Here is a 26,203-nt window from a genome sequence, read left to right on the forward strand (position 1 = left end):
GTAAAGTTTTAGCCACATTTTCCGAGCTTCGACGAAGCTCGCCTGCGCTGCAGGCGCAGATCGCAGGCAATATGCGCGTTTGCCCACGCCCGAGACGCCTTATCTAAAGGGCCCGACACTGCGGAGGGGCCGATGGCGGATCGCATAAAAGTGGAAGAGGCGCAACTCGTGGAGCTCACCACCGGCGGCGAGCCAATCGACGTCTATCTTCTCGTCCGGCTAGGCTTCACCGCCCTCTTCGTGATTGTCACGGCGCTGATCGTCGAGCCTTACTTTGCGAGCCTCACCTGGGCGCTCGTGCTGGCTGTGCTCTTCGTGCGCCCGCATCGCTGGTTCGAATCTCGTGTCGGCCCCAATACCGCGGCGGCGCTGTCCGTAACGAGCGTCGCGCTCATTATCGTCGCGCCCTTGCTGTTCATCTCCCAACGCCTCATCGCCGAGGCGCTGGCCGGCGTGACTTACATCCAGAAGGCCGTTTCAGAGGGAAACTGGGGCGCGTTTCTCGACGCGCATCCTTGGCTGAAATGGCTGGGCGAGCGCGTCGATGCGCCGACTATCGCCGCCCGGATCGGCGAATTCCTCACCAACATCGGCGCGTCGCTGCTCAAGCAGTCGACCGGCCAGGCGATCACCCTCGTTCTCGCCTTCTATCTGCTCTTCTTCTTTTTGCGCGACCGGCGCACCGGTCTCGACGCCCTCGTGCGTCTCTCGCCCTTCTCGAATGTAGAGACGGGCAAGCTCATCATACGCGTGCGCGACACCATTCATGCGACGATCTTCGGCACGCTCGCCGTCGCGGCCCTGCAAGGCGCGCTCGGCGGCTTCATGTTCTGGTGGCTCGGCTTCCCCTCGCCCGCGCTCTGGGCTGTCGTGATGGGCGTCATCTCCATCATCCCCGTGCTCGGCTCTTTCGTCATCTGGATACCGGCGACGATCTATCTCTTTCTTGAGGATCGCTGGGCCGACGCCATCACGCTTGCGCTTTGGGGCGGCGTGGTCATCTCGACGGCGGATAATGTCGTGCGTCCCTTGCTCGTCGGCGAAACCCTGCGGCTGCATACGGCGCCCGCTTTCGTCGCCATGCTCGGCGGCCTTCAACTCTTCGGCGCCCATGGTTTGATCCTGGGCCCGATCGCATTCACGATGACGACGCTCATGCTGGAATTCTGGCGCCGTCGCAGCGGTCCGGAGCAGCATGAGGAGTGATACAGTCTTCTCCGTTGACAAGCTCGCGTTGGCGCCTGTCATTCCCGGCGGGCTGAAAGCCCGACCGGGAATCCGGCCCCCATCGTCATTGCGAGGAGCGAAGCGACGAAGCAATCCAGGGCCGAGGCGGGGCTCTGGATTGCTTCGCTTCGCTCGCAATGACGGCGCTGGTTTTGCTCTGGATTCACGATCGCTCGCTACGCGAGCGTCGGGAATGACAGGCGCCAAAACGAAAACGGGACGCGTCGTTTGCCGCAGCTCAACCGTTCTTCAGGGCCAGCGCCAACGCCGCATCGAGCGCCGCGTCATCCGCTTCCACGACAGACGCAGTCTCGGTCCAAATAATAAAGCAGCGCGCCTTCTTTTGCGGATAAAGCGGCGCGAGCGCCGCCCTGTAGAGCGCGAGCTGACGAAGCTGAGTCGCATCGAGCGCCTCGCGCGGGCGGCTCGTCTTGAAATCGGCGATCAGCAATTCATCGTCCGTCTCGGCAAGCCGGTCGATGCGGCCCGATACGACATGCCCTTCCGCAAGCGCGGAGACGATGTCGACCTCGGCGGCCGAGCGCGACCCAAAGAGCTGCGCGAGCCGCGGATCTGAAACCACTGCCATCGCAGCCTCGACGATCTGCGCGCGCGTGGCGTCGTCGAGCGTTGCGCCGCGAAGGTCGATAAAGCGCTTGGCGGCCTCTTCGCGACGCGCCTGCGGACATTCGGGAAGATGCTGCAGCAAAGCATGCGTCAGCCGCCCGATCAGAATGCGCGCAGCGTCGCTCTTCCGGGGCGCCACGCCATAGAGATCGCCAAGCGCATCGGCGCCGGCCAATGCGCTCGACGGCCGCAAAGGCGGCATGGGCGCGCTCTCACGCGGCGCGGGCGCGCGCGCAAAGGATGGAATTTCGATGCTGCTGAAGACCGCGTCGCCACACGCAAGATCGTGGCGCAACTGAACGTCGCCACGACTCAGAATGTATCCGTCGGGCGCGTCGGGATCGTCGCGTTCTTTGCAGCTTTCCTTCAAGGCGTCGACGATCATCTTGTGCCAGCAGCCGTCGGCGGGCCCCTTCTCGCCGTGGTATCCCGCAATATAGAGCCGCTCCTCGGCGCGCGTCATGGCGACGTAAAGCAAGCGCCGATGCTCCGCGCGTTCGGCCTCGCGATGCGCCTCGCGCGCAGCGGTAATGGCGGCAGGGTCGCTGTCCTTGCCGCGCGACCAGACAAGCGAAAGCGCGTCTTCGTCTCCCAGCGTGAAGAGCTTGGGATCGTGTTTTCCCGATGGGGCGCCGCAAGTGTCGGGCAGAAACACGATCTTCGCTTCGAGCCCCTTCGCCGCATGAGCGGTCATCACGCGCACGGCCGCGCCTGCCGCCTCCATGTCGCGTTTGATGGAGAGATCGAGCCTCTCCACCATCGCCAGAAAGCTGACGAGCGAGGGCGACTCCTCACGCTCGAACGACAGCGCGAGCCGCAGAAATTCGTCGATCGCGTCATTAGCTTCGGGCCCCAGACGCGCGACGACACGGCGCCGCCCCTCGCCCGGCCCGAGTATCTTCGCGTAAAACTCGAACGGCACCAGCGCGAAGGCGTCACGCCGCCAGCTCTCTATCAAGCGCGCGGCGGCGCGATAGGTTTCGTCTTCGGCTTGCGCAAGCGCATCAAAGAGCGAAGCGGGCCTGGGCGGCGCGAGCTTGATGAGATCGTCGTCATCAAAGCCGAAGATCGGCGATTTCAAAACTGTCGCGAGCGTGAGATCGTCCTGCGGGAGCAGCACGACGCGCCCCAAAGCGACGAGGTCGTTCACGGCGATATGGGCGCCGAGGTCCAGCCTGTCGGCGCCGGCGACAGGAACATTCTCCGACTTCAGCGCACGGATCAGCGCTTCGAAGAAAGCGCCGCGCTTGCGCACGACGATGAGAATATCGCGCGGCTCGACGCGCCGCGCCGTCTTGTTCTCGTGCACGCACTCGCCGCTCTCGGGCGCCAAAAGAGCGCGAATTTTTTTCGCGATTCTGCGCGCGAGACGTTCGGGCGGATCGCTCGATGTGGCGTAATCGAGCGGCAGGCGCCAGTCCTCGGGCTCCTCCTTGCCGGATGGGCCGATCGGCTTCCAGATCTCGACCAGCGCCGGAAGGTGGCTTTTCGCCGCCTCATGTTTAAGTGGCGGCTTGTCCGGATCGGAGTCGCAAGTTAAGCCGACGTCATTATCCGCAAAGTTGAACACGTCGTCGACGGCGGCGAGGACGCCTGGCGCCGAGCGGAAGGATTCAACGAGCCGCACATATTCGAAATGCTGTTCGACAGCGAGAAAGCCACGCTCGAAGCTGCGCCGCATGGCGTCGAATTTCTCCGGCGCCGCGCCCTGGAAGGAGAAGATCGACTGCTTGTCGTCGCCGACGGCGAAGAAGCTTCGGGCCAAGCGCCTCGCGCCGACGCCCGCGCAAAATTCCTTGGCGATCGCCGTGAGAATGTCCCATTGCCGCGCGCTCGTATCCTGCGCCTCGTCGAGCAGAATGTGATCGATTTGCGAGTCGAGCTTGTAGAGCACCCAGGAGGGATTCGAGCGATTGAGCAGGCGCCGCGCGCTTTCGATGAGATCGTCGTAATCGAGAAGATTGCGGTAGCGCTTCGAGCGCTCATATTCGGCGATGATCGCGTCGCCGAGGAGCGCGAGCGCCAAGGAGCGCGCGACCACCGCCGCCGCTTTGCGTTTTTCGATGAGCAGTCCGAGCCGATCGCGCTCCGCCTCCAACTGCTCCAACAGGCCCGGCGCGCGCTTCTGCAATCCGCTCGTGATGATCTTTGTCTTTTCGCCGCCGCGCGGCGTTCCTTTATCGGTGTAGAAGACAGAGACATAACTATCGGCGCGCTCAGTGGGCGACGTCAGCGCCATTGCTCGCTTGAGATGTTCGGCGAGCTTCTTGTCGTTGGCCGAACCGAGTTGCAGCAACGCCAATAGCTCGGGCCATGTCTCAAAGCCCTCGACCATCTCCGCTTCGATTAGCGCGAGCGTCTCGTCCTCATCGAGACCCAGACGGCGCCGCAGGCGACGCGAATAATCTTCTCGATCGAAAGCCTGCGCCAGCGCGTCGCGCTTGGTGAGCAGCTCGTTGCAGAGATCGTCGAAGCCATTCTCCGTCGTCTCCTGCGCGACGAGCGTCAGCGCGTCGTGCAAGTCGCACTCGCTCTGCATTGCTTCTTGGATCGCGCGCAGCTTCGAGGTCTGCAAAAGCTCGGCGCGCGCCATATCGTCGAGCACGCTGAAGCCCGCCGGCGCATTGGCCTCAAGCGGAAAAATATGCAGCAGCTTTTCGCAGAAGGCGTGGATCGTCTGGATTTTCAACCCGCCCGGCGTCTCCACCGCGCGGGCGAACAGGCGGCGCGCGAAATCAAGCTGCGCCGGCGTCGGCGCTCCCGCGCCCATCTCCTCGATTTCTCGGGCGAGCGTTTCGTCATCGAGCAAGGCCCATTGCGCCAGCCTGTCGAAAATACGCGTCGACATATTGGCTGCAGCGGCCTTGGTGAAGGTCAGGCACAGGATCTGCGAAGGGCGCACGCCTTCGAGCAGCAAACGCAACACGCGTTGCGTGAGCACATAGGTTTTGCCAGAGCCCGCATGGGCCGACACCCATGCCGACACGCGCGGATCGGAGGCCTTATGCTGGGCGCGAACGGTCATCGAGACGAAGACGCGGTCGCTCATGCGCCCTCTCCGCCGCCGCGCGACCATTCCTTCACGCGCGCGAGATGATCATAATCGCCTTCATGCGCAACGAGCGCCACAAAGGGGCGCGACGGATAGGGCGTCTCGGGGTTGCGATATTGCGAGAGCATCTTCACGAGTTCTTGCGCGTGCTTCGCTACCACCTCTTCGAAAGAGGCGCCGTCGAATTTCAAAGCCTGCGTCTTGCCGCCGTCCTTCAGCCCCACATAAGCGGCGCCAGAGACGACATGCGCGCCAATCTCCTTGAACGCGCCCGCCTCAACCATCGCCGCTTCGAGGGTGAGCTGCGGCGCGAAACCCGCCTGCACCTGCTTCATGCTCGGCGGCTTGCCGGTCTTGTAGTCGAAGACGCAGGCTCTCTTATCGGGCCCGATCTCGATGCGGTCCGCCTTCGCCGTCAGCGTGAAACTCGAACCGTCGATCAGCGGAAGCGCCCAGGACGCCGATTTCTCTATGAAGATGACGCCACCTTCCTCGCGCCTTTGCGTTTCGAAGTCGAGGGCGTGATCGAGCCCGGCCATGAGCCTCGGCCAGACAAAGGTCTCGAAGGCCGGATCGGAAAGGAATTCCTTCAAACACGCGCGTGCGATCCCCTGGAGCTCCTCACGCGCTGTCGGCGGCAAGGGGCCGCTCGGGTGACTCGTCACGAAGGTTTCGAGCGTTTCGTGGATCGCCGTGCCGATCTCACGCGGGCCGATTTCCACGCCCAGCGGATCGAGCGGTTTCAACCTCAGAATATGCTCGGCGAAAATGGCGTAAGGGTCGCGCCGCAAGACTTCGATGCGCGTGACGCTGAGGCTCTTCGGCCGCAGCTCGATTGGCGGCCGCGGCGCCGGCCGCGATAGCGCCGTGGCCTCATCCACGCCTGGCTGATCGAGCGCAGTTGCGAGCGCGAGCATTTTTGCGCCGCGCGCGCGACAGGCGTCGATCGCTTCGCCAGCGAGCGCTTCGAGGCGCGTGAGGAAGCGGGACGCAACGGTCGGCGAGCCATCGCGTTTGGCGGCGCGGCTGAGCACGACGCGTGTCGCGCCGAGCCCCATCATGAAGTCATGCGCGCTCTGCCCGATGCGTCGTTCGGGCGGCGAGAGCCCGAGCTGTGCGCGCATCGAACGATTCAGAAAGGCCCCCGTTTCCGTTTGCGGCGGCCAAATGCTTTCGTCCAGTCCCGCAAGCAGCATGAGGTCGGCGTCGATGAGGCGCGCTTCCAGAGGACCGAGAATTTTCAAGCGCGGATGCGCGCGCCGCGGCCCGCGCAAAGTTGTTTCGAAGGCGATGCGATCGAAGAGCGCCGCATAGGCCGAGGCGGTGAAGCCCGACGGCGCATCGGCGCGCGCGAGTCGCTCGAAAAGATCGAAGAGCGCTACCGCCCCTTCGTCATCACTCTCCTCGGCCCCTTGCGCGATCGCCTCGAAGGCCGCGCGATGGGCGCGTGCGAAAGCCCGCAAATCCTGTGCGTCGCGCAAGGCGAGAAGCGGCGCCAAGGCTGCTTCCATATCTTGCAAAAGCGACTCGATCTGCGCCCATTGTGCGGCGTCGATGCGGCGCGCCGCAGGATGCGCGCGCCAATCGCCCGCCGCCCGCTGCGCTTCCGCCGCCCGTTGCGCATAACCAGCCGCGCTTGCCGGCAAACCCCGCAGCGCGCCGATCTCGACGCGCGGCGCCAGCGCCGCAATCTCTTCCCGCGTGTGACCAAGACGCGTGAGCGGATGCGCAAGCAGCGACGCGATGGCGATGGCGTCGAGCCCCGTCGCGCCGATCCCGGCCAGCTCCCGCGCCAGCGCGCCCGCTTGCGTCGAGGCGAGCGACGCGCCGCCGGAATCGTCGATCTCGATCTCGAAGCGCCGCAACTCGGCGGCGACGCGCCGCGCGATTGTGCGGTCGGGCGTAACGAGGGCGGCGGTTTGGCCGGGCGTCTCCAGCGCCTCGCGCAGGAACAAGGCAAGCGCGAGCGCCTCGGCCTGCTCGTCGGGCGCTTCCAGCAGGGCGACGCCGTCGAGCGCGGCATCGAAACTAGCGCTGTGAGCGCTTCGGAAATCGCGCCACACGGCCGTCGCATCCGCCGGCAACATCGCTTGCGAGACGAGCCGGCGCCGCTCGGCGCGCATATCGGATGTCGATAGCTCGCGCACGTCTTCGCGCGTCAATTGCATCACGCCGAGCAGGCGCTTCAGCATGGTCTGCGGATGGGTGAACGCAGGCTCGCCGTCGCCCTCCCCCACTTGCGCCCAGGCGGCGTCGCTCATGTCGAGACCGAGGCCCGGCAACACCACGGCGCCATTGTCGCGCGCGGCGATGGCGGAGAGCAGTCGCGCCGTCGTCGGCTGCGCGCCGGTCGAACCGATGGCGATCACCGGCGCGTGATCCTGGCTTTCCGAGAGCTTCGCGATCTGCGCTTCGATCAGGCGCTTCTGACGCGCCGAGGCGTCGATGCGGCCCATCTCCTGCAGCATCTGCGGCCATTGCTGCAAGGCGATGCGCAGGAAGGTCGTGGTGATCGACCAATAGGGATCGAAGGCGCTGTCGTCGATTGCTCGATCTATGGCGTCAGCAGGAATGTCCTCGATGATGAATTCGTCGATCAGCGCGCTGAGGTCCGCTGCAAGCGCATAGGCGCCGGCGGGCGAGGAGGCGACGAGAAAAGGCTCGCTTTCGTCGTAGATGAAGTCGCCCTGCCCATCCGCTGAAACGATGGCGGCGCCGACCGCCTCGGACCATTTCACGATGAGCTGCGCCAGCAGAAGACGCCGCTCCAGCTCCTCGATTTGCGGCAGCGCGGCGGCGTCGAAATCATCCGAGAAATCGCCAAAGAGCGCGGTTGTCTCGCGCTCCTCCAATCCGCCGAGCGGCAAGATGCGCGGCAAGAGCGTTGCGCCTTTGTCGAAGGCGCGGGCGAATTGCGTGCGAAGGGCACGCGCCGCGCGTTGCGTCGGCACATAGATCGTCGTTCGCGCCATGGCGAGCGGCGGCGTCTCGCGCGAAAGCCCGGAGACGATCTCGCCTGCAAGAAAGGCCTCGACGAAGGTTTCGAGAAACGGCGCGCCCGGCGCAATGGTGAAGACGTTGCGCCTGACGCCCAAGCTTATCTCCCTTGCGCGTGGATCGCTTTCTCGGCCTCGGCGATCGCCGCGACCGTGCCGACGTGAAGCCAGAGTCCCGTGGAGACGACGCCGAAAAGGCGCCCTCTTTCGGCCGCCGAAAAAAAGAAAGGCGCGAGCTTGAAGACGTCGCTGGACTCTTGCGCGAAAAGCTGCGGCTTGATCAGGCCAACGCCGGAATAGACATAGGGCTTGGGCCCGGCGCGGCGGATGATGCGGCCTTCGTGAGAAAGATCGAAGTCGCCATCCCAATCGACGCCGACGCTGCCCTGCGTCGGCGCAAGCAACAGCGCCGCATCCATGTCGTCGGCGTTCCAAGCTTGCGCGAGCGCGATCAGATTGGGCTGCGGCGCGTCGAACCAGAAAGCATCCGTGTTGCAGATGAAGAACGGGTCTTCGCCGATGAGCGACAAAACCTTCTTGATGCCGCCGCCCTGATCGAGCAGCACAGCGCGTTCGTCGGAAATCACGATGCGCGGCTCGCGCCGGTCGGTAAGATGCGCTTCGATCTGATCGGCGAGATGATGCACGTTCACGATTGCCGTCTCGACGCCTGCGCGCGCGAGATCATCCAGCGCGCGGTCGATCAGCGTGCGGCCGGCGACTGTGACCAGCGGCTTGGGAGTCTGATCGGTGAGAGGCCGCATGCGCGTGCCGAGCCCCGCCGCGAAGACCATGGCGGTCTTCGGCATGGCGACGCGCTCAGCCATCACTGAAGAGTCCTGGCAGATTGGCTTCATACCAGGCGTTTATCTCAGCCAGAGCCGGGTGTCGCAAGCTCTTCTTCAGATAGGCTTCCACCCGCGGCATATGCGCCAGATATTGCGGCTTGCCGTCGCGCTGGTTGAGGCGCGCGAAGATGCCGAGCACCTTGGTCGCGCGCTGGGCCGCGAGCGTCATATAGGCCTTGGCGAAGGCCGCCATGTCGAAGGTCTCATCTGCGTCGCGACGCAGCTTGGCGTAATGGGCGAGAAGCCTCACCTCGAGCTGGTCGGGCACAGTGACGCGCGCGTCCTGGCCAAGGGAGGCCATGTCGTAAGCAGGGTGGCCGAGCACGCAATCCTGGAAGTCGATGACGCCGACGCGCTTGATCCCCTCGCGGCCGTCGAGCCAGATGAGATTGGGCGAATGATAATCGCGCAGCGTCCATGTCGGCTGAGCGCTGGCGATCTCCAGCAGCGCCTGACGCCAGAGATTGGCGAAGATCGCGCGCGCGCCGGAGGCGACGCTCGCCTTTTTATGGGCGACATACCATTCGAGCAGCAGGTCCACCTCGACCAGCAGCGCATCCATATCGTAGGGCGGAATGTGATAATTGCCCGCGCCATCGACCGGCAGCGTATCCGGCAGCTTCTGCGAATGAAGATGGGCGAGCGCGCCGGCCGCTTCGAGATAGCGCTCGTGGATCGGCCCATTCTCGTCGACGACGCCTTCGCGGCCGAGGTCTTCGACGATGAGCAGACCGGCGGCGATGTCCTCGCCATAGATTTCCGGCGCCGAGAGGCCATGCGCGCGAAGCCCATTCGCCATGGCCACGAATGGCTTCACATTCTCGGCGAGCCGCGCGATGGCGCTGTAGGATTTGCCGTAGCGGATCGGCGGACCGTCGGGGCGCGGCGGCGAGATCATCAGGATCGCGCGCTGGCCCTCGGGCTTTTCCAAAGTCTCATAGGCGCGCGTCGAGGCGTCGCCCATCAGGAAGCTACGTTTGACGTCGCTCCATCCCTCGCGACGCAGAAACTCGCGCAGCGCCTTGAAGGAGGCGAGCCGTTGCGCGAAGGCGCCATGGCCGGAGATGGTGACGCGGCGGGCGTCGCGATTATCGACGTCGGCGAAGCTCAGACGAACGTCGAGGCGGTCTGGCGGAAGAACCTCGGGCGCGCGCTCGGCCCATTCCACGAGGACGATGGCGTCCTCCACCGCTTCTTCCCAGCCGAGGCCGGAAAGCTCCGAAGAGGAGTCGATGCGGTAGAAATCGGCGTGAACGATTCGAACTTGATCGCTCTCGTAGACCTGCATGAGCGTGAAGGTCGGGCTTGGCGCCTCCACCGCCGGGTCTTCCATCAGCTTGCGGATGAGCGCGCGGGCGAAGGTCGTTTTACCCGCGCCGAGGTCGCCGGCGAGCGTCACGGTGTCGCCACTTTCGAGCAGCGACGCGAGATCCTGCGCGAGGGCGGCCGTCGCCGCCTCGTCCCTGACTTCCACGCGCCAGACGGTTTTCCCTGCCGCTTCGTCCGTCACTCGGCGCCTCCTTCATGCGCGATCAGTCGCGCTTCTTCTTCGGCCGCAAGAGCCGGAAAGACGCAAGTGACGGTCGTCCCCTCTCCCGGCGCCGTGTCGATGAACACTTTCCCGCCGTGAAGCTCGACGAAGGCGCGCACGATGGAGAGGCCCAGGCCGACGCCGCGATGGCGCGAGCCGGCGGTATGCGACTCGAAACGCTCGAAGACGCGCTCCAGAACCTCCGCCGGAATGCCGCGGCCGTGGTCAGTGACCTTGAACACGACCTCATCGCCGCGGCGCAGGGCGGCGAGCGTCACGGTCTGGCCAGGGCGAGAGAAGCCGATGGCGTTGGACAGCAGATTGAAGAGCACCTGCCGCACGCGCTTGGCGTCGCCCCGGAACGTGCCGATGTCGTCCATGGCAATGATTTGCACGTCGATCGAATTCTCAGCGAGGCGATCCTGAACGCCTTCGATGGCGGCGCCCATGGTGGCGCGCACATCGACGTCGGAGAGTTCCAGCTCCATCGCGTCTTCGTCGATCGTGGCAAGATCGAGAATATCGTCGATGATCGCGAGCAGCGCGGCCGACGACTTGCTGACATAACCAAGATATTCCATCTGGCGCGGATTGAGCGGTCCGGTCGACTCCTCGCCCAAGAGGTGAACGAATCCGTTGATGTTATTGAGCGGTGACCGCAGCTCATAGCTGACGTGATGGATGAAGTCGTTGCGCAGCTTCTCGGCCGCGACCAGCGCGGTGTTGCGGTCGGTGAGCGCGCGCTCGACGTTCACGTCCGCCGTTACGTCGACGAAGGTCAAGAGCGCCGCGCCTTCGAGCAGAGATTGCGCCGTGCAATCCAGCACCATGCCGTCGCTGCGCTCGATGCGCCGCGTGAAGCCTTCGCGCATATCGTTGAAGCTCGTCACAAAGCCCTTCAGCGCCGCCCAGGTGTCGTCATTATCGTGCAGCGTCTTGCACTGCGTCACGATCGCCTCGAAGCGTGGCTTTTTGGCGAGCACGTCGGGATCGAGCCGCCAGAGTTCCGCGAAGGCCGGGTTGCAGAAGCTCAGACGCCCATCGGCGCCGAACACCGCGACGCCCTCGTGCAGCGTCTCCAGCGTCTCGCTTTGCGTGCGATTGAGCGCATTGAAACGCGTTTCGAGATCATAGGCTTTGGTTGTGTCGTCGTAGAGGTAAGTGACGCCGCCCTGCGTGTTGGGATGCGCGACAACCTCGAGGATGCGCCCGTCCGGCAGATGCCAGGTATGGCGAACGGGCTCCGGAGAACGATAGGCTTCGAACAGCCGCTCCTTCCAGGCCTTATAGTCGGATTCGACCGGCATGCGCTCGCCGGCGCGCAGGCGATCGAGAATTTCGCCGTCGGTCGGCTTGTGGTCGAGGAAGCGCGGTTCGAGCTGCCAGAGCTTGGCGTAGGCGTCATTGTGATAGACGAGCCGCCGCCCGCGATCGAAGATCGCGACCGCCGTCGGCAGTTGATCGAGCGTGCGCACATGCGATTGCATCTGCTGCTGGAGATCGGCGCGCACCGTCTCCACCTCGTGCTGGTCTATGGCGATCGAGGCCGCCATGGGCCCCGCCGCCTGCGTCACATCGAGCATATGACGGGCGCCCGCAACGACCGCCGGCACGCGCGCGCGCCACGCCACGCCCTTGGCGATCGCCTTCGCGGCTTCCGATCGGGCGGACTGATCCAGAAGCTCCAGGCCGCGCGCAATGGCGTCGGCGGGATCTTTCGCCTCGACGGCGGATGCGTAAGCGCTGTTGACGAAAGCGAGCCGGCCGTCGGCGTCGCGCGCCCAGACGGGGGTCGGCGAGGCTTCCAACAGCGCATGCAGGCCGGAAAGCTCCTTTTGCGTTTCGGCGTAACGCTCGCGCAGGCCGATGAGCTCCAGCCGGTCGCCCGAGACTTCGCGAATGCGCAATACGGCGCTGCCGCCGACCGCGCGGCCGTCTGCATCGAAATGCCGGCCGACCGCGCCCGCGAGCTGCAGGCGGAAGGACTCGCCGCTGTTGCGGAGGCGCTCGACGGCGGCTTCGAGGTCTTGCGCGCCCTTCGGAGCCAGCCAGCTCCCGAAGGAGAGGATGCGCCGCGGCGAAATCGCCGCATCGGATGGGAGCAGCGTCGACGCGCTGACGTCGGGCTCGCTGTCCGGGGTCGTCCAGGCGATGAAGACCTGCGGCTCGCTCGCCATGAAGGTCTTTATGCGATCGAGCCGCGCGCGCGCGTCTTCGAGCTCCTCCAGCAGCTCGGTCTCGCGCCGGCGCCAGCCGTTACGCTCGCCGATATGGGCGATGGCCACCACGGCGGAAAACAGGGCGAGCCCGCCGCTGAGGGCGAAACTGACGACATTCGAGTCGAAAGGAATATCCGCAACGAGCGCCTGCGCGAGCGCCGGCGTCGCGAAAAGCGCGGCGAGCGCCGTAGCGCCATTCGCAACAGCGCAACGCAAACCACCTGCCCCGGCATATTGAAGCTTCTGAGAATTCGTTTGGCGGCGCCGCGTCATGAAGGACAGAATTCCTTTCGCGCGCAAACCGGCTCTGGCGTCATGAGACCAAGCTCCAAGAGATCATCGGGGTGCTCATCACATCAACGCCGCGGGACCGCACAGGTTGCGCAATTTCCCGCCAGGACGCGCGCGCGGACTCCCATCGCCCCCAGGGTGAGGGCGGCAACACATTCGGCCCGGCTGTTACGCTGCGCCGACGACGCTCGATACGAATCGCCTCAATCTAAAACGCGATGAGCCAAAACGGAATCCGATTTCTATTAGAAATTGACTAAAAAATGCGGCCCCGCTCCATGGAGGGGGGCCGCAAGGCATGGGAAACGAAAGCTGGCGGCGGGCCGGGCGGGATTTCTGGCCAAACCCCGCCCGTAAACGCCGGGCTCAGTAGCGGTAGTGATCCGGCTTGAACGGGCCGTTCACCGGCAGGTTGAGATAGGTCGCCTGCTGATCGGTCATCTTGGTGAGCTTCACGCCGATCTTGTCGAGGTGGAGGGCCGCGACCTTCTCGTCGAGATGCTTGGGCAGCGTGTAGACGCCCGTCGGATACTGACCCTGCTTCGTGTAGAGCTCGATCTGCGCCAGCGTCTGATTGGTGAAGGACGCGGACATCACGAAGGACGGATGGCCCGTCGCGTTGCCGAGGTTCACGAGGCGGCCTTCCGAGAGCAGGATGATGCGCTTGCCGTCCTGGAACTCGATCTCATCGACCTGCGGCTTCACATTGTGCCACTTGAGATTGCGCAGGCCGGCGACCTGGATCTCCGAGTCGAAGTGGCCGATGTTGCAGACGATGGCGCGGTCCTTCATGGCGCGCATGTGCTCGATGGTGATGACGTCGACATTGCCCGTCGCCGTGCAGAAGAGGTCGGCGCGCGGCGCCGCGTCTTCCATCGTCGTGACCTCATAGCCTTCCATCGCCGCCTGCAGGGCGCAGATCGGATCGATTTCGGTCACGAGCACGCGGCAACCGGCGTTGCGCAGCGAGGCGGCCGAGCCCTTGCCCACATCGCCGAAGCCCGCGACGCAAGCGACTTTGCCGGCCATCATCACGTCCGTGCCGCGGCGGATGCCGTCGACGAGCGACTCGCGGCAGCCGTAGAGATTGTCGAACTTGGACTTGGTGACAGAGTCGTTGACGTTGATCGCCGGCCAGAGGAGCTTGCCCTCCTTGTGCATGACATAGAGGCGATGCACGCCGGTGGTCGTCTCTTCGGTGACGCCCTTGATCGTCTCCGCGTTGCGCTTGTACCAGCCTGGATTGGCCTTCAGGCGCTTCTTGATGGCGGCGAAGAGGACTTCCTCTTCTTCATTGGTCGCCTTGTCGAGGAAAGCGGTGTCGCCGCCCTCGGCGCGCAGGCCGAGATGGATGAGGAGCGTGGCGTCGCCGCCGTCGTCCAGGATCATGTTCGGGCAGCCGCCGTCGGCCCATTCGAAGATCTTGTGGGTGTAGTCCCAATAGTCTTCGAGGCTCTCGCCCTTGCGCGCGAAGACCGGCGTGCCGGTGGCGGCGATGGCTGCGGCGGCGTGGTCCTGCGTCGAATAAATGTTGCAGGAGGCCCAGCGCACGTCGGCGCCGAGCGCCTTCAGCGTCTCGATCAGCACGGCCGTCTGAATGGTCATATGCAGCGAGCCGGCGATGCGGGCGCCCTTCAGCGGCAGCGACGCGCCATATTCGGCGCGCGTCGCCATCAGGCCCGGCATTTCGGTCTCGGCGATGTTGATTTCCTTGCGGCCCCAATCGGCCAGCGAAATGTCGGTGACGGCGTAGTCATTGAAATGAGCGGTCATGCGAATCCTCTGCTCGCGAAGGCCGGCGCCCCGGCGTTGAGCGCCTATAGCAAAGGCGGAAGGTGAAGGCAATAAAGATATAAAGATTTGTTTATGTGATGACCGTCGCTCCCTATTCAATGCCCTCACGCCGCTGGAGCGCGCGCTCATCCCCGCCCGAGTTTCGTAAGAACTCCTTCAAGGCCAATTGCATCAACAGCCGAACGATCGCCACGGACAGCGGCTCATTCGCCACAGCCGCCAGGGACAGACGCATCGCCTTCGCGAGTTCCTGCTGGATCATAAGCTCGTCTTGCGCCTGATCGGAATTGTCGTTGTCGGGCAGCATTTTAGGAGACTCCCTGAGCTTCCCGAACGCACGGAAATTTAGGTAGTTCCCACTAGGAAAAATTACGGCAGAGGCCCGAAGATTTACGCGGCGCGATCACTCATGCGCGAATTCGACGCTCAACGCCGTGCCCGCGCCGGGGGCGACTTCAAGTGAGCCGCCGAGCTGGGTAGCGAAAGCCTCCATAATGCCCATCCCGAGGGAGCTCGACTCCGTCTCTTGGGCGCCAGCCATTCCCGGCCCATCGTCTTTGATGACGAGATGGAGGTGTCCCTTCTCGTTCTTCGACAGGGCGACGTCGAAGCGCGTTCCCAATCCTTTGGAGAAAACATGCTTTGCGGCGTTGAGCGCCGCCTCGTTCACAAGGAGCGTCATAGCGGTCATCTGATCAATCGAGAGGTCGGCGGCGCCGCTGACATCCACCGTGACTTTGACGGGCAAATCGTGGAAGGCATGGCCAAGCATTTCCCTTAGCAACGGCTCGAGCCCATTCACATAAGCTAATCCGTCATGAAGGCGGCGGTGCAACTCGGACATTGCAAGGATGCGCGACTCTGCGTCGCTGAGGGTCTCCGCCGCGACCACAGGGTTCCGCAAATTGCGCTGGGCGTTGCGCAGCAGCGCCACGACGAGCTGCAAATTATTGGCGACGCGGTGCTGCAGCTCGCGGAAAAGCGTCTCCTGAACCGCCTTCGCCAATTCCACGCGCCTGATCGTCTCCCGCAGGGCCGCCACCAGAACGATATTGAAGCCGCCGACGAGCAGGAAGGCGACAAGCGCGCCGACACTGGGGCTGTCCGTCAATTGGAAAGAACTCGCCGGCTCCAGAAACAAATACCAGGCGGCGAGAGCCGAGAGGGAAAGGACGAAGACTCCCTGGAGCCAGCCGCAGAGAAGCGTCGCGGCGACGATAGCCGGATGAAAGGTCAGAAATTTCATCCCTGCCAGAACCGGCTCGAGGAGAATCCGCGCCGCAAGGCTCGCCGCAAACAACAGCAAGGCGACCGCCCAGGGCAAAATGCCCCGGCGCTTGATGGAGGCGGTGTGGATTTTATGGACCCAGGGCATGCGCGCCTCTGCTCGATAATCGACCGAGCTTGGACTGAGATGCTTGTTAACGAGCGGGACCGGCGTCTGGTTCCATAGGGCGCAGAGCGCACGCGGCGCGTGGGAGGCGCCGAACAGCGATCAAAGAAACGGACGATCCGGCGCCTAGGGAAAGGCGCCGCGCCATCGCGACGACGGAGTGTCGGCAATAGAGGCGGCTTGGCGCCGCCCCTTTAACCCGGCGACTAAAACTCGTCCCAATCGTCCTGTTGCGGCGCGAGGGCCGCGCCGCCCCTGCCGACGGATTTCATGGCGACGACGGGCGCCGCCGCCGGCCGGGCGGCAACCTCCCGGACGGACGCCAGCGCATCCTGCGTCAGCCGGAAATCCCTCACAGTGAGGGCGAGATTGCTCGTCTCCTCCTGAAGCGCTCGGGAGGCGACAGTCATCTCCTCCGCCATTTGTGCGTTCTTTTGCGTGTTCCGGTCGATCTGCGAGACGACGGAATTCACATCCGTGAGGCCCGCGGCCTGCTCGCGGGCGCTGGAGGCGATATCCGCGACCGCGCGCTCCAAATTGAACACATTTGTGACGATCTTTCCGAGCGCCGTGCCGGCGAGACCCACAAGCTCCACGCCCTGCGCAACCTCTGTGGAAGAAGCGGAAATCAGCGTCTTGATCTCCTTCGCCGCCTCGGCCGAGCGCTGCGCCAAAGCGCGCACCTCCGACGCGACCACGGCGAAGCCGCGGCCAGCCTCGCCCGCGCGCGCCGCCTCCACCCCGGCGTTCAGCGCCAGGAGATTGGTCTGGAAAGCGATCTCGTCGACGACCGCAATGATCTGACCGATGCTTTGCGAGGATTTCTCGATGAGATTGATCGCCTCCACGGCGCGGCGGACCACGGCGCCGCTTTCCTCCGCCTCGGTCCGCGTCGCGCCGACGATTTTATTCGCCTCCCCCGCGCCAACGGCGATGTGTCGCGCGCTCTCGGTGATCTCATGCAGAGCCGAGGAGGCGCGCTCCAGTCCTTCGGCCTGCTGCTGGGCCTGCCCGGAGAGCTCCTCGGCGGCCGAGGCGATCGACTCCGCGCCGGGCGCAATCGCGCCGACGCCGGATTTCACGACGGCGACCGCGTTTTCGAGCTGCTCGATGGCGGCGTTGAAGTCGAGCTGCAGCCTGGCGTAGGCCTCCGGCAGATCACGATCCATACGATAGTCGAGGTTCTTGGCGGACAGCTCCGAAAGACCGGCGCCGATGGACGCGGAAACCAGCTCCCGCTCGGCTAGGATCGCCCGTTCCTCGGCCAGGCGGCGCTCTTCGCGATGGCGATGCTCGTCTTCCGCCGCGCGCAACCGGCTCTGTTCGCGCTCGATCAAGGTCTCACGGAACAGATCGACCGCGCGGGCGACCCCGCCGATCTCGTCTGAATTGTTCGTGTAAGGCACGCTTTCGCCGTAGCGTCCCTCGGTCAATTGCTCGAGATAGGCGGCGAGCGCGCCGAGCGGCTCGCACGATCTGCGCCGCAGATAGCGGATCACCGCCCACATGCTCACGAAGACGAGCGCGGCCAGACCGAACATCACCGAGAGAAAGAGTTTCGCCTCGAAGGCGGCATTGGCCTCGGCCTGCGACGAGAACTCGTTGGCCTTCACCACCATTTCATCGACGACGGCGCGGTGCGCGTTATAGGCGCTGGTGAGCTCCGCCATGGCGCGGGAAATCTGCGTCGAATCGCCGGATTTCAGCGCGGCGGGCAGAGAGGTCTCGATCGTGCGCCAGAATTTCTGAACGTCGTCGTCCGAGCGCGCGACAAGCGCCTTCAGCTCTGCAGGGAGCACCTCGGACCTTCGCCAGAATTCGCGCCGCGCGGAATAGTCGGACTTCAATTGCTGAAGGCGCTCGAGATGCGCCTGCATTTCCTTGGGCTCGCGCAAGGCAAGATGCGCTTCGAGATAAGATTCGATCACATAAGCGGGCGGCGGCAGAATATCCGCCACGAGATCCTTGCCGGCGACGATCTTTTCGTAAGCGGGCCCGCCGATCTCCAGGCGATGAAGCGCGACGCTGCTGGCGAGCAATGAGACCGCGAAGCCCGCAAGTATCAGACATGCGCTCAACGAAAACAGCTTGGATATCGTTAAACGCATATGGCCTCCTGGAGAGCGTACGTGATTGCGCTCGCGCGTGGGCGCGAGTGAACCATGGAAAAACGGGGGTGAAGGGAACAAGCGCGCCGGCGTCATGCCCGCGAATGCCGGCTCCGCCGACGTCAAGATATTCTGAGACCAAAGCCTAAAATGTCGTAAATAGTTCGAGATATATTTCGGAGTCCGATCAAGGGCGCGGGCGCCTCACGCTTGCCCTAAACGCTCGCCCTACCCTTGCGCGCGCCCCTGCTCTATAGCAACGCAACCGCATCCTTTCGGCTTGGCTCACCATGTTAGACGCGCTCAGATCCTTCATCACCGAACTCACCGGCGACGCCAACGCGCCCAAACCCGTCGAGGCGGCCGATTACCAGCTCGCGGCCGCCGCGCTGCTCGTCAATATCGCCTCGATCGACGGCGACTTCGACGACAACGAGAAGGCGCGCATCCAGCTCCTCGTCGAGACGCGCTTCGGCCTTCCGCCGGACGAGGCGCGCGCCCTCATCCAACAGGCTTGCCAGAACGAGCGCGAGGCCGTCGACCTTTATCATTTCACCAGCGTGCTGAAGCGGCGGCTCGACGAAGACGGCCGCAAGCAGGTGATCGGCATGATGTGGGACATGGCCCATGCCGACGGCACGGTGCATGAATTCGAGGAAAATGTGGTCTGGCGCGTCGCCGAGCTTCTCGGCGTCTCGACGCGAGAGCGCGTCGAGCTGCGCCGCGAGGCGCGCGAGGCGCTGGAGAACCCGCCGCCGCTCGACGGCCCCTGGTCCCGCCCCAAGGAGTGACGTTTCATGACACAATTTTCAAACGCCCGCCCGGCGGCCGTCGTCACCGGCGCGTCGGAGGGAATCGGCGCCGAGCTTGCCCGCGTCTTCGCCGCAAAAGGCCATGAGGTGGCGATCGTCGCCCGGCGCGGCGACCGGCTGGCGACGCTGGCCGAGGACATCGCCGCCAAGGGCCACAAGCGCCCGATCGTCGTGGAGCTGGACCTCCTCTCCGAAGGCGCCGCCGAGACGCTCGCCGCGCGCCTCAGCGAGGCCGGGCTCGCGCCGCAATATCTCGTCAACAACGCCGGCTTCGGTCTGATCGGCGCCATCGCCGATCTCGATCAGGCCGAGCAGCTCGCCATGATCGACCTCAATATCCGCGCGCTGACCGCTCTGACGCTGCGCTTCCTGCCCTCGCTGACGCAGACCAAGGGCGGCGTCATGAATGTCGCCTCGGTCGCCTCCTTCATGCCGGGGCCGGGCTTTGCTGTCTATTACGCCACCAAGGCCTTCGTCCGCTCCTTCAGCGAGGCGATCTCATACGAGCTGAAGCCGGCCGGCGTGAAAGTGTCCTGCCTCTGCCCCGGCCCGGTGCTCACGGGCTTTCAGGCCCGCGCCGGCATGAGCTACGACGGGCTGATGAGCGCGATGAAGCCGGCGCTGGTGCCGGCGGAGGAAGTCGCGCGCCAGGGCTATGAGGGGCTGATGGCCGGAAGGCGCGTCGTCGTCCCGGGGACCATGAACAAGTTCATGGTCTGGAGCGCCCGCCTCTCGCCGCGCGCGATTCTGCTGCCTCTGCTCGGGACGGCGCAGATGAAGCGGGTTTAACTGACGAGATTGCGCCCTCGCCCCTCGAGACGCGCGCTGCGGGCGCTCCTCAGGGTGAGGGCTGATAGGAGCCAGAAACGAAAAACCCCTCATGCTGAGGAGCCTGCGAAGCAGGCGTCTCGAAGCACGAGGGGTTTTTCGTTTTAAGGACAAGAGGGCCCGAAAGCCCGCTTATTCCTCGGCCGACTTGACCTTGAGCACCTGACGGCCGCGATACATGCCGGTCTTCAGGTCGATATGGTGCGGACGGCGCAGCTCGCCCGAATCCTTGTCCTCGACATAGGTCGGAGCCTTCAGCGCATCGGCGGAACGGCGGAAGCCCCGCTTCATCGGGGAGGTTTTTCTCTTCGGAACGGCCATTTTCTTGTCTCTCTAAACAGCGAAGGCCGCGGGCGTTGCGCGCCGCGCGGCGGAAACTGGTGCCGGGCGTATACTCGAAAACATGCCCCGTGGCTACCCCCATCAGCCCCGAAAGGCCTCAGCAGCAGCCTTCTCGGGTCACCCCCAGGGCTCCGCATCCAGGTTAACAAACCCTACGCAGCCGCGTCATGCCCGCGCTTGTCGCGGGCATCCACGCCGGGACATTACGACACGCGGGGAGAAGAAGCGCGTTGGTCCGATCATGTTCTCAGCTTTCCGGGTCGGCGCCGCGTGGATGGCCGCGACAAGCGCGGCCATGACGTGGGGACACATCTGCTCGTCAACCCGAATTCGGAGCCCTGGAATCACCCCTTGTCGGGCTGCCCCTCGATCCCCGCGGGCGGAATCGGCCCGCTCTGCGCCGGCGCGTCTTTCTCATAGGCGCCCTTCTCGACGCCCTTGAGCATCGCCGGATCGTCCTCGATGAGCTTATTGGCGGCGCGCTCGTCCACGATGGGCTTCGGCGCCGCCGCCGCTACGGGCGCGGCCTTCATGCCGGTCGTCGAGGCGAGCCAGCCGCGCCAATGCTCATGGGAGCCGTTGAAGGTGTTCTGGTCCACGGCGCCGACGATTCCGGGCACGCGGCCGTCCGAGCGATATTGCCAGAAGGTCCATTTGCGGTCGCCGTAGCGCACCTTGGGGTGGTATTTCGTCGAGCGCACCCAGATCGGATATTCCGACAGCGCGTCGGGCTGCAGAATCGCCTGGTAGAAGTCGACCGAAGAATAGATGATCGGCTTCTTGCCGTAATGGCGCTCCATCGCCTCCAGCATGACCCGCATGTCGCGGATCGCCTCGTCGCGATACAGGGTGCGCTTGCAGCTCTTGGACTCCGGCGTCGGCTCGACGTCGAGCACGGGCGGCAGCGCGTCCGGATCGTTGGGCACGACCGAGGCGAAATTGGCGATTTCCTCGTGCGGCGGCCGGCACCAATAGACGAAGTGATAGGCGCCGCGCGGCACGCCCGCGGCCTTGGCGGCCGCCCAATTGTACTGGAACTTCGAATCGGCCTTGTCGCCGCCCTCGGTCGCCTTGATGAAGGCGAAGGCGACGCCCGACTCCTTGACCTGCTCCCAGTCTATGTCGCCCTGATATTTGGACACGTCGATGCCATGGACGGCGAATTCGGCGCTGCGCGTCGCGGGGAAGAGGTGAAGGTCCGATTCCGGCACCGCATAGGCGAGGAAGGTCGGGTCCCGCTTGGCGTTCAGGAGGGGAGCGCTGGTCGCAAAGCGCGGCCGCTTTGCGTGGCCGGGATCATAGCTGCTGCCACAGCCGGCGAGAGTCGCCGCGCCGGCCGCAACGCAAGCAAGCGCGGTGATACGCAATACGGAACTATTCAACGAGCACATTTCGTCAAATTATCCCAGGAGGGGGCAACGAAGCGTTAACGCGCCGCGCCGCGAATGCACGCCGATCGGGGATTTTTGTGATTCTTTGCAGCCGAAATATGTTGGTGGGGAGGCAGGCGAGCCTGAAGGCTCGCGGTCCAGGGGGGCGGGCTTTGGACCGCGAGTCTTCAGGCTCGCTTATTTCAAATGGAACCACATCGTCGCAATCGTCAAAAATGCCCCATAACCAACGACATCGGTAATCGTCGTCACGAACGGCCCCGAGGACACCGCCGGATCGAATTTGAAGCGATTGAACAGCAGCGGCACGACGATGCCGCCAAAAGCGCCCGCCACCAAATTCGTGAACATCGCCAGGGCCATGACCGGCCACAGCCCGACGTTCTGGAACCAGTTGGCGGCGACGATCCCGGTCACCAGGCCGAAAGCCGCGCCATTCACCGCGCCGATCGCCAATTCGCGGAGGATGATCTTCATAGCGTTGGCGCGGTTCAATTCGCGGGTGGCCAGCGCGCGGACGGCGACGGTCATGGTCTGGGTCGCCGAATTGCCGCCCTGCCCCGCAATGATCGGACCGAGCACCGCAAGCGCGACCATCTGCTCCAGTTGCGACTGGAAGGTCTTGAGCACGCTGGAGGTGATAAAGGCGGTCAGCAGATTGATGAAGAGCCAGGTAAAGCGGCTTTTGGCGATCCACCAGAAATCATCGGTCAGCTCTTCTTCCGGGTTCACGCCGCCGAGCGCCTTGATCTCTTCAGAGGCCTGCTCCTGAATGACGTCGACGATGTCGTCGATGGTGAGCGCGCCGACGAGGCGCTCGCTTTCGTCGACGACCGGCGCCGACACGAGATTGTAGCGCTCGAAAAGACGCGCCGCCTCGGTTCCGTCCTCGGTCGCCTTCACCCGGCGCCGGTCGGCCTGCATGATCTCGTCGAGCCGCGCATTCGGCTTGGCGCGCACAAGGGCGTCGAGAAAGACCGTGCCGAGCAGGTGATAGCCGGGGTCGACGACGAAGACCTCGAAGAAAGTTTCAGGCAGTTCGTCGCCATCCGTCTCGCGGAAGAAGTCGAGCACGCGGCCCGCCGTCCAGAAGGGCGGCACGGCGATGAGCGTCGTCTGCATCAGACGGCCGGCGGAGCCTTCCGGATAATCGAGCGAGCGGCGCAGGACGATGCGTTCCTGCGCCGGCAGGGCTTCGAGAACCTCCGCCTGCTCCGCGGGCTCGAGCGTCTCGAGAATGGCGACGGCGTCGTCGCTTTCGAGATCGCGCATGCCCTCGACCAGGGTCTCGACCGGCAGCTCTTCGAGAATATCTTCGCGGGTGGCTTCACCCACTTCCATCAGCGCGGTAAAATCGAAGTCCGCGCCCATCAGCTCGACGAGGCGCGGGCGGGCCTCGTGGCTCAAAAGCTCGAGCAGCGCGCCGAGATCGGCCTCGTGGAGATCGCCGACGAGTTCATGGACCTTGTCGGAGTCGCCGAGCGCGACGGCGGCCTCGACCGCGAAGACGAAATCGCGGTCCGGCCCGCCGTTTTCTTCGCGGAAACCCTCGGCGCCCGCCGCCGTTTCTTCATGATCGAGTGGCATGCCGATTCCCGCTACCAGGCTTCAGGCTCCTTAACCCGCTCAGATGCGGAAGCAAACCGGCAAAACCGAAATGATCAAACTTTCGAGCGTCACTCTCTGCGCCCTCCTGACCCTCGGCGCGACGGCCGCCGTCGCCCGCGACTGCGGGCCTGACGCGCTCGGCGTCTCGCGCACCATCGCCATCGGCCCGAAGGGAACCGCCGTCGGATTGCAAAGCTATCCGCGCACGCTCGATCTGCAGGACCATGAGGTTGTCCTCACTTTCGACGACGGGCCGGCCGAGCCCACCGCGCGCGTGCTCGATGCGCTCGCCAAGGAATGCGCGCTCGCGACATTCTTCGTCATCGGCCGCAACGCCGAGGAAACGCCGGCATTGGTGCGGCGCGAGGCGGCCGAAGGCCACAGCATCGGCTACCACTCCTATAGCCATCCGGCGAATACGCTGCGGCTGATGTACGACGACGCGGCGAAGGCCGACATCGAGAAGGGCGTGGCGGCGGTCGAAAAGGCGTCGGGCGGCAAATCCGCGCCCTTCTTCCGCTTTCCCGGCTTTGCCGATACGCCCGAGCTTGTCTCTTACCTGGAAGGCAAGGGCTTCACCATTTTCGGCTCGGACCTATGGGCCTCCGACTGGTCGCCGATGGCGCCGAAGGCCGAGCTCGATCTCGTGATGTCGCGGCTGGAAAAGGCGGGCAAGGGAATCGTGCTCTTCCACGACTCCAAGGCGCAGACGGCGGCCATGCTGCCCGACTTCCTAACCGCGCTGAAAAGCCGGGGCTATAAGCTCGTCCATATCGTCCCCGGCGCGGGCGAGACGCCGGTCGTCGACGCGGGGCCGGATTGGACCTCGACGACCGAGCCGATCATCGCCAAGACGCTTGCCGGCAAGGTCAAAGGCGCCGCCGCGGGAGACGGCCACGGCCACTCCCACGGCGATCAATAGTCAGCCATTCTCGCAGGCGTAGAAGCCCTTGGCGCCCCAGCAGGCCCCGGTCTTGTAGACTTGGCCGAGATTGCGGCCGCCGAGCGTCGCCGTCCAGACGCGCCCGTGCTTATGGGCGATTTCGAGCGGCTTGCCCGGCAGGTCGAAGGTCACGGCCTCGGCGGTATGATGCACCTTGCAGCTTCCGCTGTTCTGCACGCGGCCCGAAAGCTTCAAATAGCATTTCGCCATATGCGCGTCATCCGCGGGCGCTTCCGCCTGCCTTGCGGGTGAAGCAGGTTCCGCCTTGGCCTGCGGCGCCGGCGCGGCGGGGAGCTCGGCGACATTGGCGTTGTCGGGCGGCGCCGCCATCTCCTGGCTTTCCGCGCCCTGCCCGGCTCCGAGCTTCTCCCGCATGGAGGCCGGCGGCGGCGCCAAAGGCTCCGGCGCGCGCGCGGGCGCGGCCGCTGTTTCGGTCATGGGACGCGCATCAAGGAAGGGATCGAGGGCCGATGTCTTCAGCGCAGGAGCCGCAGGCTGCGGCGCGGCTGGCTGCATAGCGGCGGCGGGCGCCGTCTCGGTCGCCGGCGCCGGTTTCGCGCCCATCTCCTCCTCGACGGGCGCCGCGACGGCGACGGCTGCTTTCGGCGCCGCGAACTCGGGCTGGGCTTCGCTCGATCCGCCGAGCGGCGCGCCCGGGCCAAAGAGCGCCGTGCTCATGATCGCGGCGGCGCCGCCGACAATCGTGAAGGCGAGAACCAGATGGATGACGCCTTCGACGCGATCGTAGGACAGGCCCCACAGCGGCGCACGATAGGCGTCGCGCCCTGGCGGCGCCGTCCGCGGGCGAGACAGAAAGGCGGGGATGCTGGAGGCGCGCGCGACGGGGCGCTTGGCTTCCGGCTTGGCGGCGCCGTTACGACGGCGGTTTTCTAGAATGACGCTCATGTTACTCTCTCCGGGCACGAGGCTCGAGAGACGACAGGGGCGCGCCGCGCTTCCAGAGCGGCCTTTGACGCGCCACGTCTCGCGAGTCCGATATGCCGGGACGCTCTCCCGGACGGTTTTTCCCAGCCCAACCAGCGCGGGCAGCCATGCTCGGCCCTCTCTCTGCGCCAGTTCCAGACGCATCTTGCGAGGGAAAATGTGGCTGATCTTTGCCCTGGCCGGAACTTCCGCTTTCGGACCGCCGGCGGCGCCCAAAAGAGGCGCCCACTTGGATAATCAATAATTTGGCGTCGCGGATCGGCTGCCTCGATCCGCGACGCGAAGGATCAACGGGAAACGCTGAACCCCTGCTCGGCGAAGATCGCCTTGCCGGGCTTGCTGAGAAGGAAGGAGAGGAGCTTCGCCGCCCCGTCGCCCTGCGCCGTGGCGGTGAGAGCGATCGGGTAAATGATCGCCGGGTGAGTATTCGCCGGGAAGGTGGCGACGACTTTCACCTTGGGCTCCGATTTGGCGTCGGTGAGATAGACGATTCCGAGCGGCGCTTCGTCACGCGCGACGAAATTGAGCGCGGCGCGCACATTATCGGTGAAGGCGAAATTCGGCTCGGCGACCGACCACAGCCCCAACTTCTCCAACGCCGCCTTCGCATATTTGCCGACGGGGACGGAGGCCGGGTCGCCGGTCGCGATCTTGCCCGAGCCGATCGCCTGCGTCAGGGCGTCCTTTGTGAAGGCGAGCTTTTCCAGCTTAGAGGATTTCGGCGCGACCACGACGAGCACATTGCCGAGGAAATCGGCGCGCGTGTCGGCGCGGATCAGATTTTTGCCGGCCAGATAGTCCATCGACGCCGCATCGGCCGAGACGAACACATCCGCGGGCGCCCCGGATTCGATCTGCTTGGCGAGCGCCATCGAGCCCGCATAGCTGATTTTCAGCTCGATTCCGCTTTTCGCTTTGAAGGCGGCGGCCGCCGTGTCCAGCGCGTTTTTGAGGCTCGCCGCGGCGAACACGGTCACCGTAGGCGCGCTCGCCTGGGCATTTGGCGGCGGCGACGCGACGGGACCTTCCGCGAAAACCGAGGCGGCGACGAGCGAGAAGGTGAGCGTGAAGGCGAGGGTGAGCAATCTGATCATGGACAATCCTCGAAGAGGCGTGGGCACCGCGGACGTGAATATGTGAACTTAGGAATAGTTTAACGACGTGCTGGAGTCATGCGCATATTTTCCGCAAATAACGCCTAACTTTACACCAGAATGCACCTCTGCAGCAAGGCCAACGACCGTTGCG

At 64.7% G+C, this 26,203-nt stretch carries 18 protein-coding genes; 4 read left to right on the plus strand and 14 right to left on the minus strand.

Annotated elements, in window-relative coordinates; all coding sequences use genetic code 11:
* Positions 1-132 precede the first annotated feature (132 nt).
* The gene (locus QMG84_RS12060; protein ID WP_202073415.1) at positions 133-1,206 is read left to right on the plus strand and encodes an AI-2E family transporter; all 1,074 of its coding nucleotides are present in this window, start codon (positions 133-135) and stop codon (positions 1,204-1,206) included.
* 259 nt (positions 1,207-1,465) lie between these two features.
* On the opposite strand, the gene addA is transcribed toward QMG84_RS12060, so the two are convergent.
* From addA to QMG84_RS12105, 9 genes are all read right to left on the minus strand, one after another.
* Entirely contained in the window at positions 1,466-4,903 is a 3,438-nt protein-coding gene (gene addA, locus QMG84_RS12065; protein WP_281928132.1) for a double-strand break repair helicase AddA, read from the minus strand.
* Positions 4,900-8,001, minus strand: a complete 3,102-nt coding sequence (addB, locus tag QMG84_RS12070; protein ID WP_281928134.1) for a double-strand break repair protein AddB — start codon at positions 7,999-8,001, stop codon at positions 4,900-4,902. The genes addA and addB overlap by 4 nt, the downstream gene beginning before the upstream one ends.
* Before the next feature lie 2 nt (positions 8,002-8,003).
* Positions 8,004-8,696 (minus strand): nucleotidyltransferase family protein, encoded by a 693-nt coding sequence (locus tag QMG84_RS12075; RefSeq protein WP_281931994.1) that lies wholly within the window; start codon positions 8,694-8,696, stop codon positions 8,004-8,006.
* A 25-nt stretch (positions 8,697-8,721) separates the two neighbouring features.
* On the minus strand, positions 8,722-10,260 hold the full coding sequence (gene tsaE / locus QMG84_RS12080) for a tRNA (adenosine(37)-N6)-threonylcarbamoyltransferase complex ATPase subunit type 1 TsaE (RefSeq protein WP_281928136.1): 1,539 nt from the start codon (positions 10,258-10,260) through the stop codon (positions 8,722-8,724).
* Complete coding sequence (locus QMG84_RS12085; protein WP_281928137.1) at positions 10,257-12,773, minus strand: ATP-binding protein; 2,517 nt, start codon at positions 12,771-12,773, stop codon at positions 10,257-10,259. The genes tsaE and QMG84_RS12085 overlap by 4 nt, the downstream gene beginning before the upstream one ends.
* Positions 12,774-13,157: 384 nt before the next feature.
* Positions 13,158-14,564: an adenosylhomocysteinase gene (ahcY, locus tag QMG84_RS12090; RefSeq protein ID WP_202073420.1), complete on the minus strand. Its 1,407-nt coding sequence runs from the start codon at positions 14,562-14,564 to the stop codon at positions 13,158-13,160.
* Positions 14,565-14,676: 112 nt separating this feature from the next.
* On the minus strand, positions 14,677-14,892 hold the full coding sequence (locus QMG84_RS12095) for a hypothetical protein (RefSeq protein ID WP_281928138.1): 216 nt from the start codon (positions 14,890-14,892) through the stop codon (positions 14,677-14,679).
* A gap of 96 nt (positions 14,893-14,988) precedes the next feature.
* Entirely contained in the window at positions 14,989-15,960 is a 972-nt protein-coding gene (locus tag QMG84_RS12100) for a DUF4118 domain-containing protein (RefSeq protein ID WP_281928140.1), read from the minus strand.
* Between the two features lie 224 nt (positions 15,961-16,184).
* The gene (locus tag QMG84_RS12105; protein ID WP_281928142.1) at positions 16,185-18,086 is read right to left on the minus strand and encodes a methyl-accepting chemotaxis protein; all 1,902 of its coding nucleotides are present in this window, start codon (positions 18,084-18,086) and stop codon (positions 16,185-16,187) included.
* Between the two features lie 290 nt (positions 18,087-18,376).
* On the opposite strand from QMG84_RS12105, the gene QMG84_RS12110 reads away from it, so the two are divergent.
* Together QMG84_RS12110 and QMG84_RS12115 are read left to right on the plus strand one after the other, a co-directional pair.
* Positions 18,377-18,877, plus strand: coding sequence for a tellurite resistance TerB family protein (locus QMG84_RS12110; RefSeq protein ID WP_202073423.1), 501 nt, complete (start codon positions 18,377-18,379; stop codon positions 18,875-18,877).
* 6 nt (positions 18,878-18,883) lie between these two features.
* Positions 18,884-19,687: an SDR family NAD(P)-dependent oxidoreductase gene (locus QMG84_RS12115; protein ID WP_281928144.1), complete on the plus strand. Its 804-nt coding sequence runs from the start codon at positions 18,884-18,886 to the stop codon at positions 19,685-19,687.
* Positions 19,688-19,858: 171 nt separating this feature from the next.
* Here the strand turns inward: QMG84_RS12115 and rpmF are convergent, their stop codons facing one another.
* The 3 genes from rpmF to mgtE form a co-directional block, all read right to left on the minus strand.
* Entirely contained in the window at positions 19,859-20,047 is a 189-nt protein-coding gene (gene rpmF / locus QMG84_RS12120; RefSeq protein ID WP_016919986.1) for a 50S ribosomal protein L32, read from the minus strand.
* Between the two features lie 365 nt (positions 20,048-20,412).
* A complete protein-coding gene (locus QMG84_RS12125) occupies positions 20,413-21,459 on the minus strand; it encodes a glycoside hydrolase family 25 protein (protein ID WP_281928145.1) in 1,047 nt (348 codons plus the stop codon).
* 177 nt (positions 21,460-21,636) lie between these two features.
* Positions 21,637-23,046, minus strand: a complete 1,410-nt coding sequence (gene mgtE / locus QMG84_RS12130) for a magnesium transporter (protein WP_281928147.1) — start codon at positions 23,044-23,046, stop codon at positions 21,637-21,639.
* Positions 23,047-23,116: 70 nt separating this feature from the next.
* On the opposite strand from mgtE, the gene QMG84_RS12135 reads away from it, so the two are divergent.
* Positions 23,117-23,989, plus strand: coding sequence for a polysaccharide deacetylase family protein (locus QMG84_RS12135; protein WP_281928149.1), 873 nt, complete (start codon positions 23,117-23,119; stop codon positions 23,987-23,989).
* On the opposite strand, the gene QMG84_RS12140 is transcribed toward QMG84_RS12135, so the two are convergent.
* Both QMG84_RS12140 and modA read right to left on the minus strand, forming a co-directional pair.
* Positions 23,990-24,916 (minus strand): hypothetical protein, encoded by a 927-nt coding sequence (locus tag QMG84_RS12140; RefSeq protein ID WP_281928151.1) that lies wholly within the window; start codon positions 24,914-24,916, stop codon positions 23,990-23,992.
* A gap of 326 nt (positions 24,917-25,242) precedes the next feature.
* A complete protein-coding gene (modA, locus tag QMG84_RS12145) occupies positions 25,243-26,049 on the minus strand; it encodes a molybdate ABC transporter substrate-binding protein (protein ID WP_281928152.1) in 807 nt (268 codons plus the stop codon).
* Positions 26,050-26,203: the final 154 nt, after the last annotated feature.

This window comes from Methylocystis iwaonis (assembly GCF_027925385.1).
GTDB classification, from domain to species: Bacteria; Pseudomonadota; Alphaproteobacteria; order Rhizobiales; family Beijerinckiaceae; genus Methylocystis; species Methylocystis iwaonis.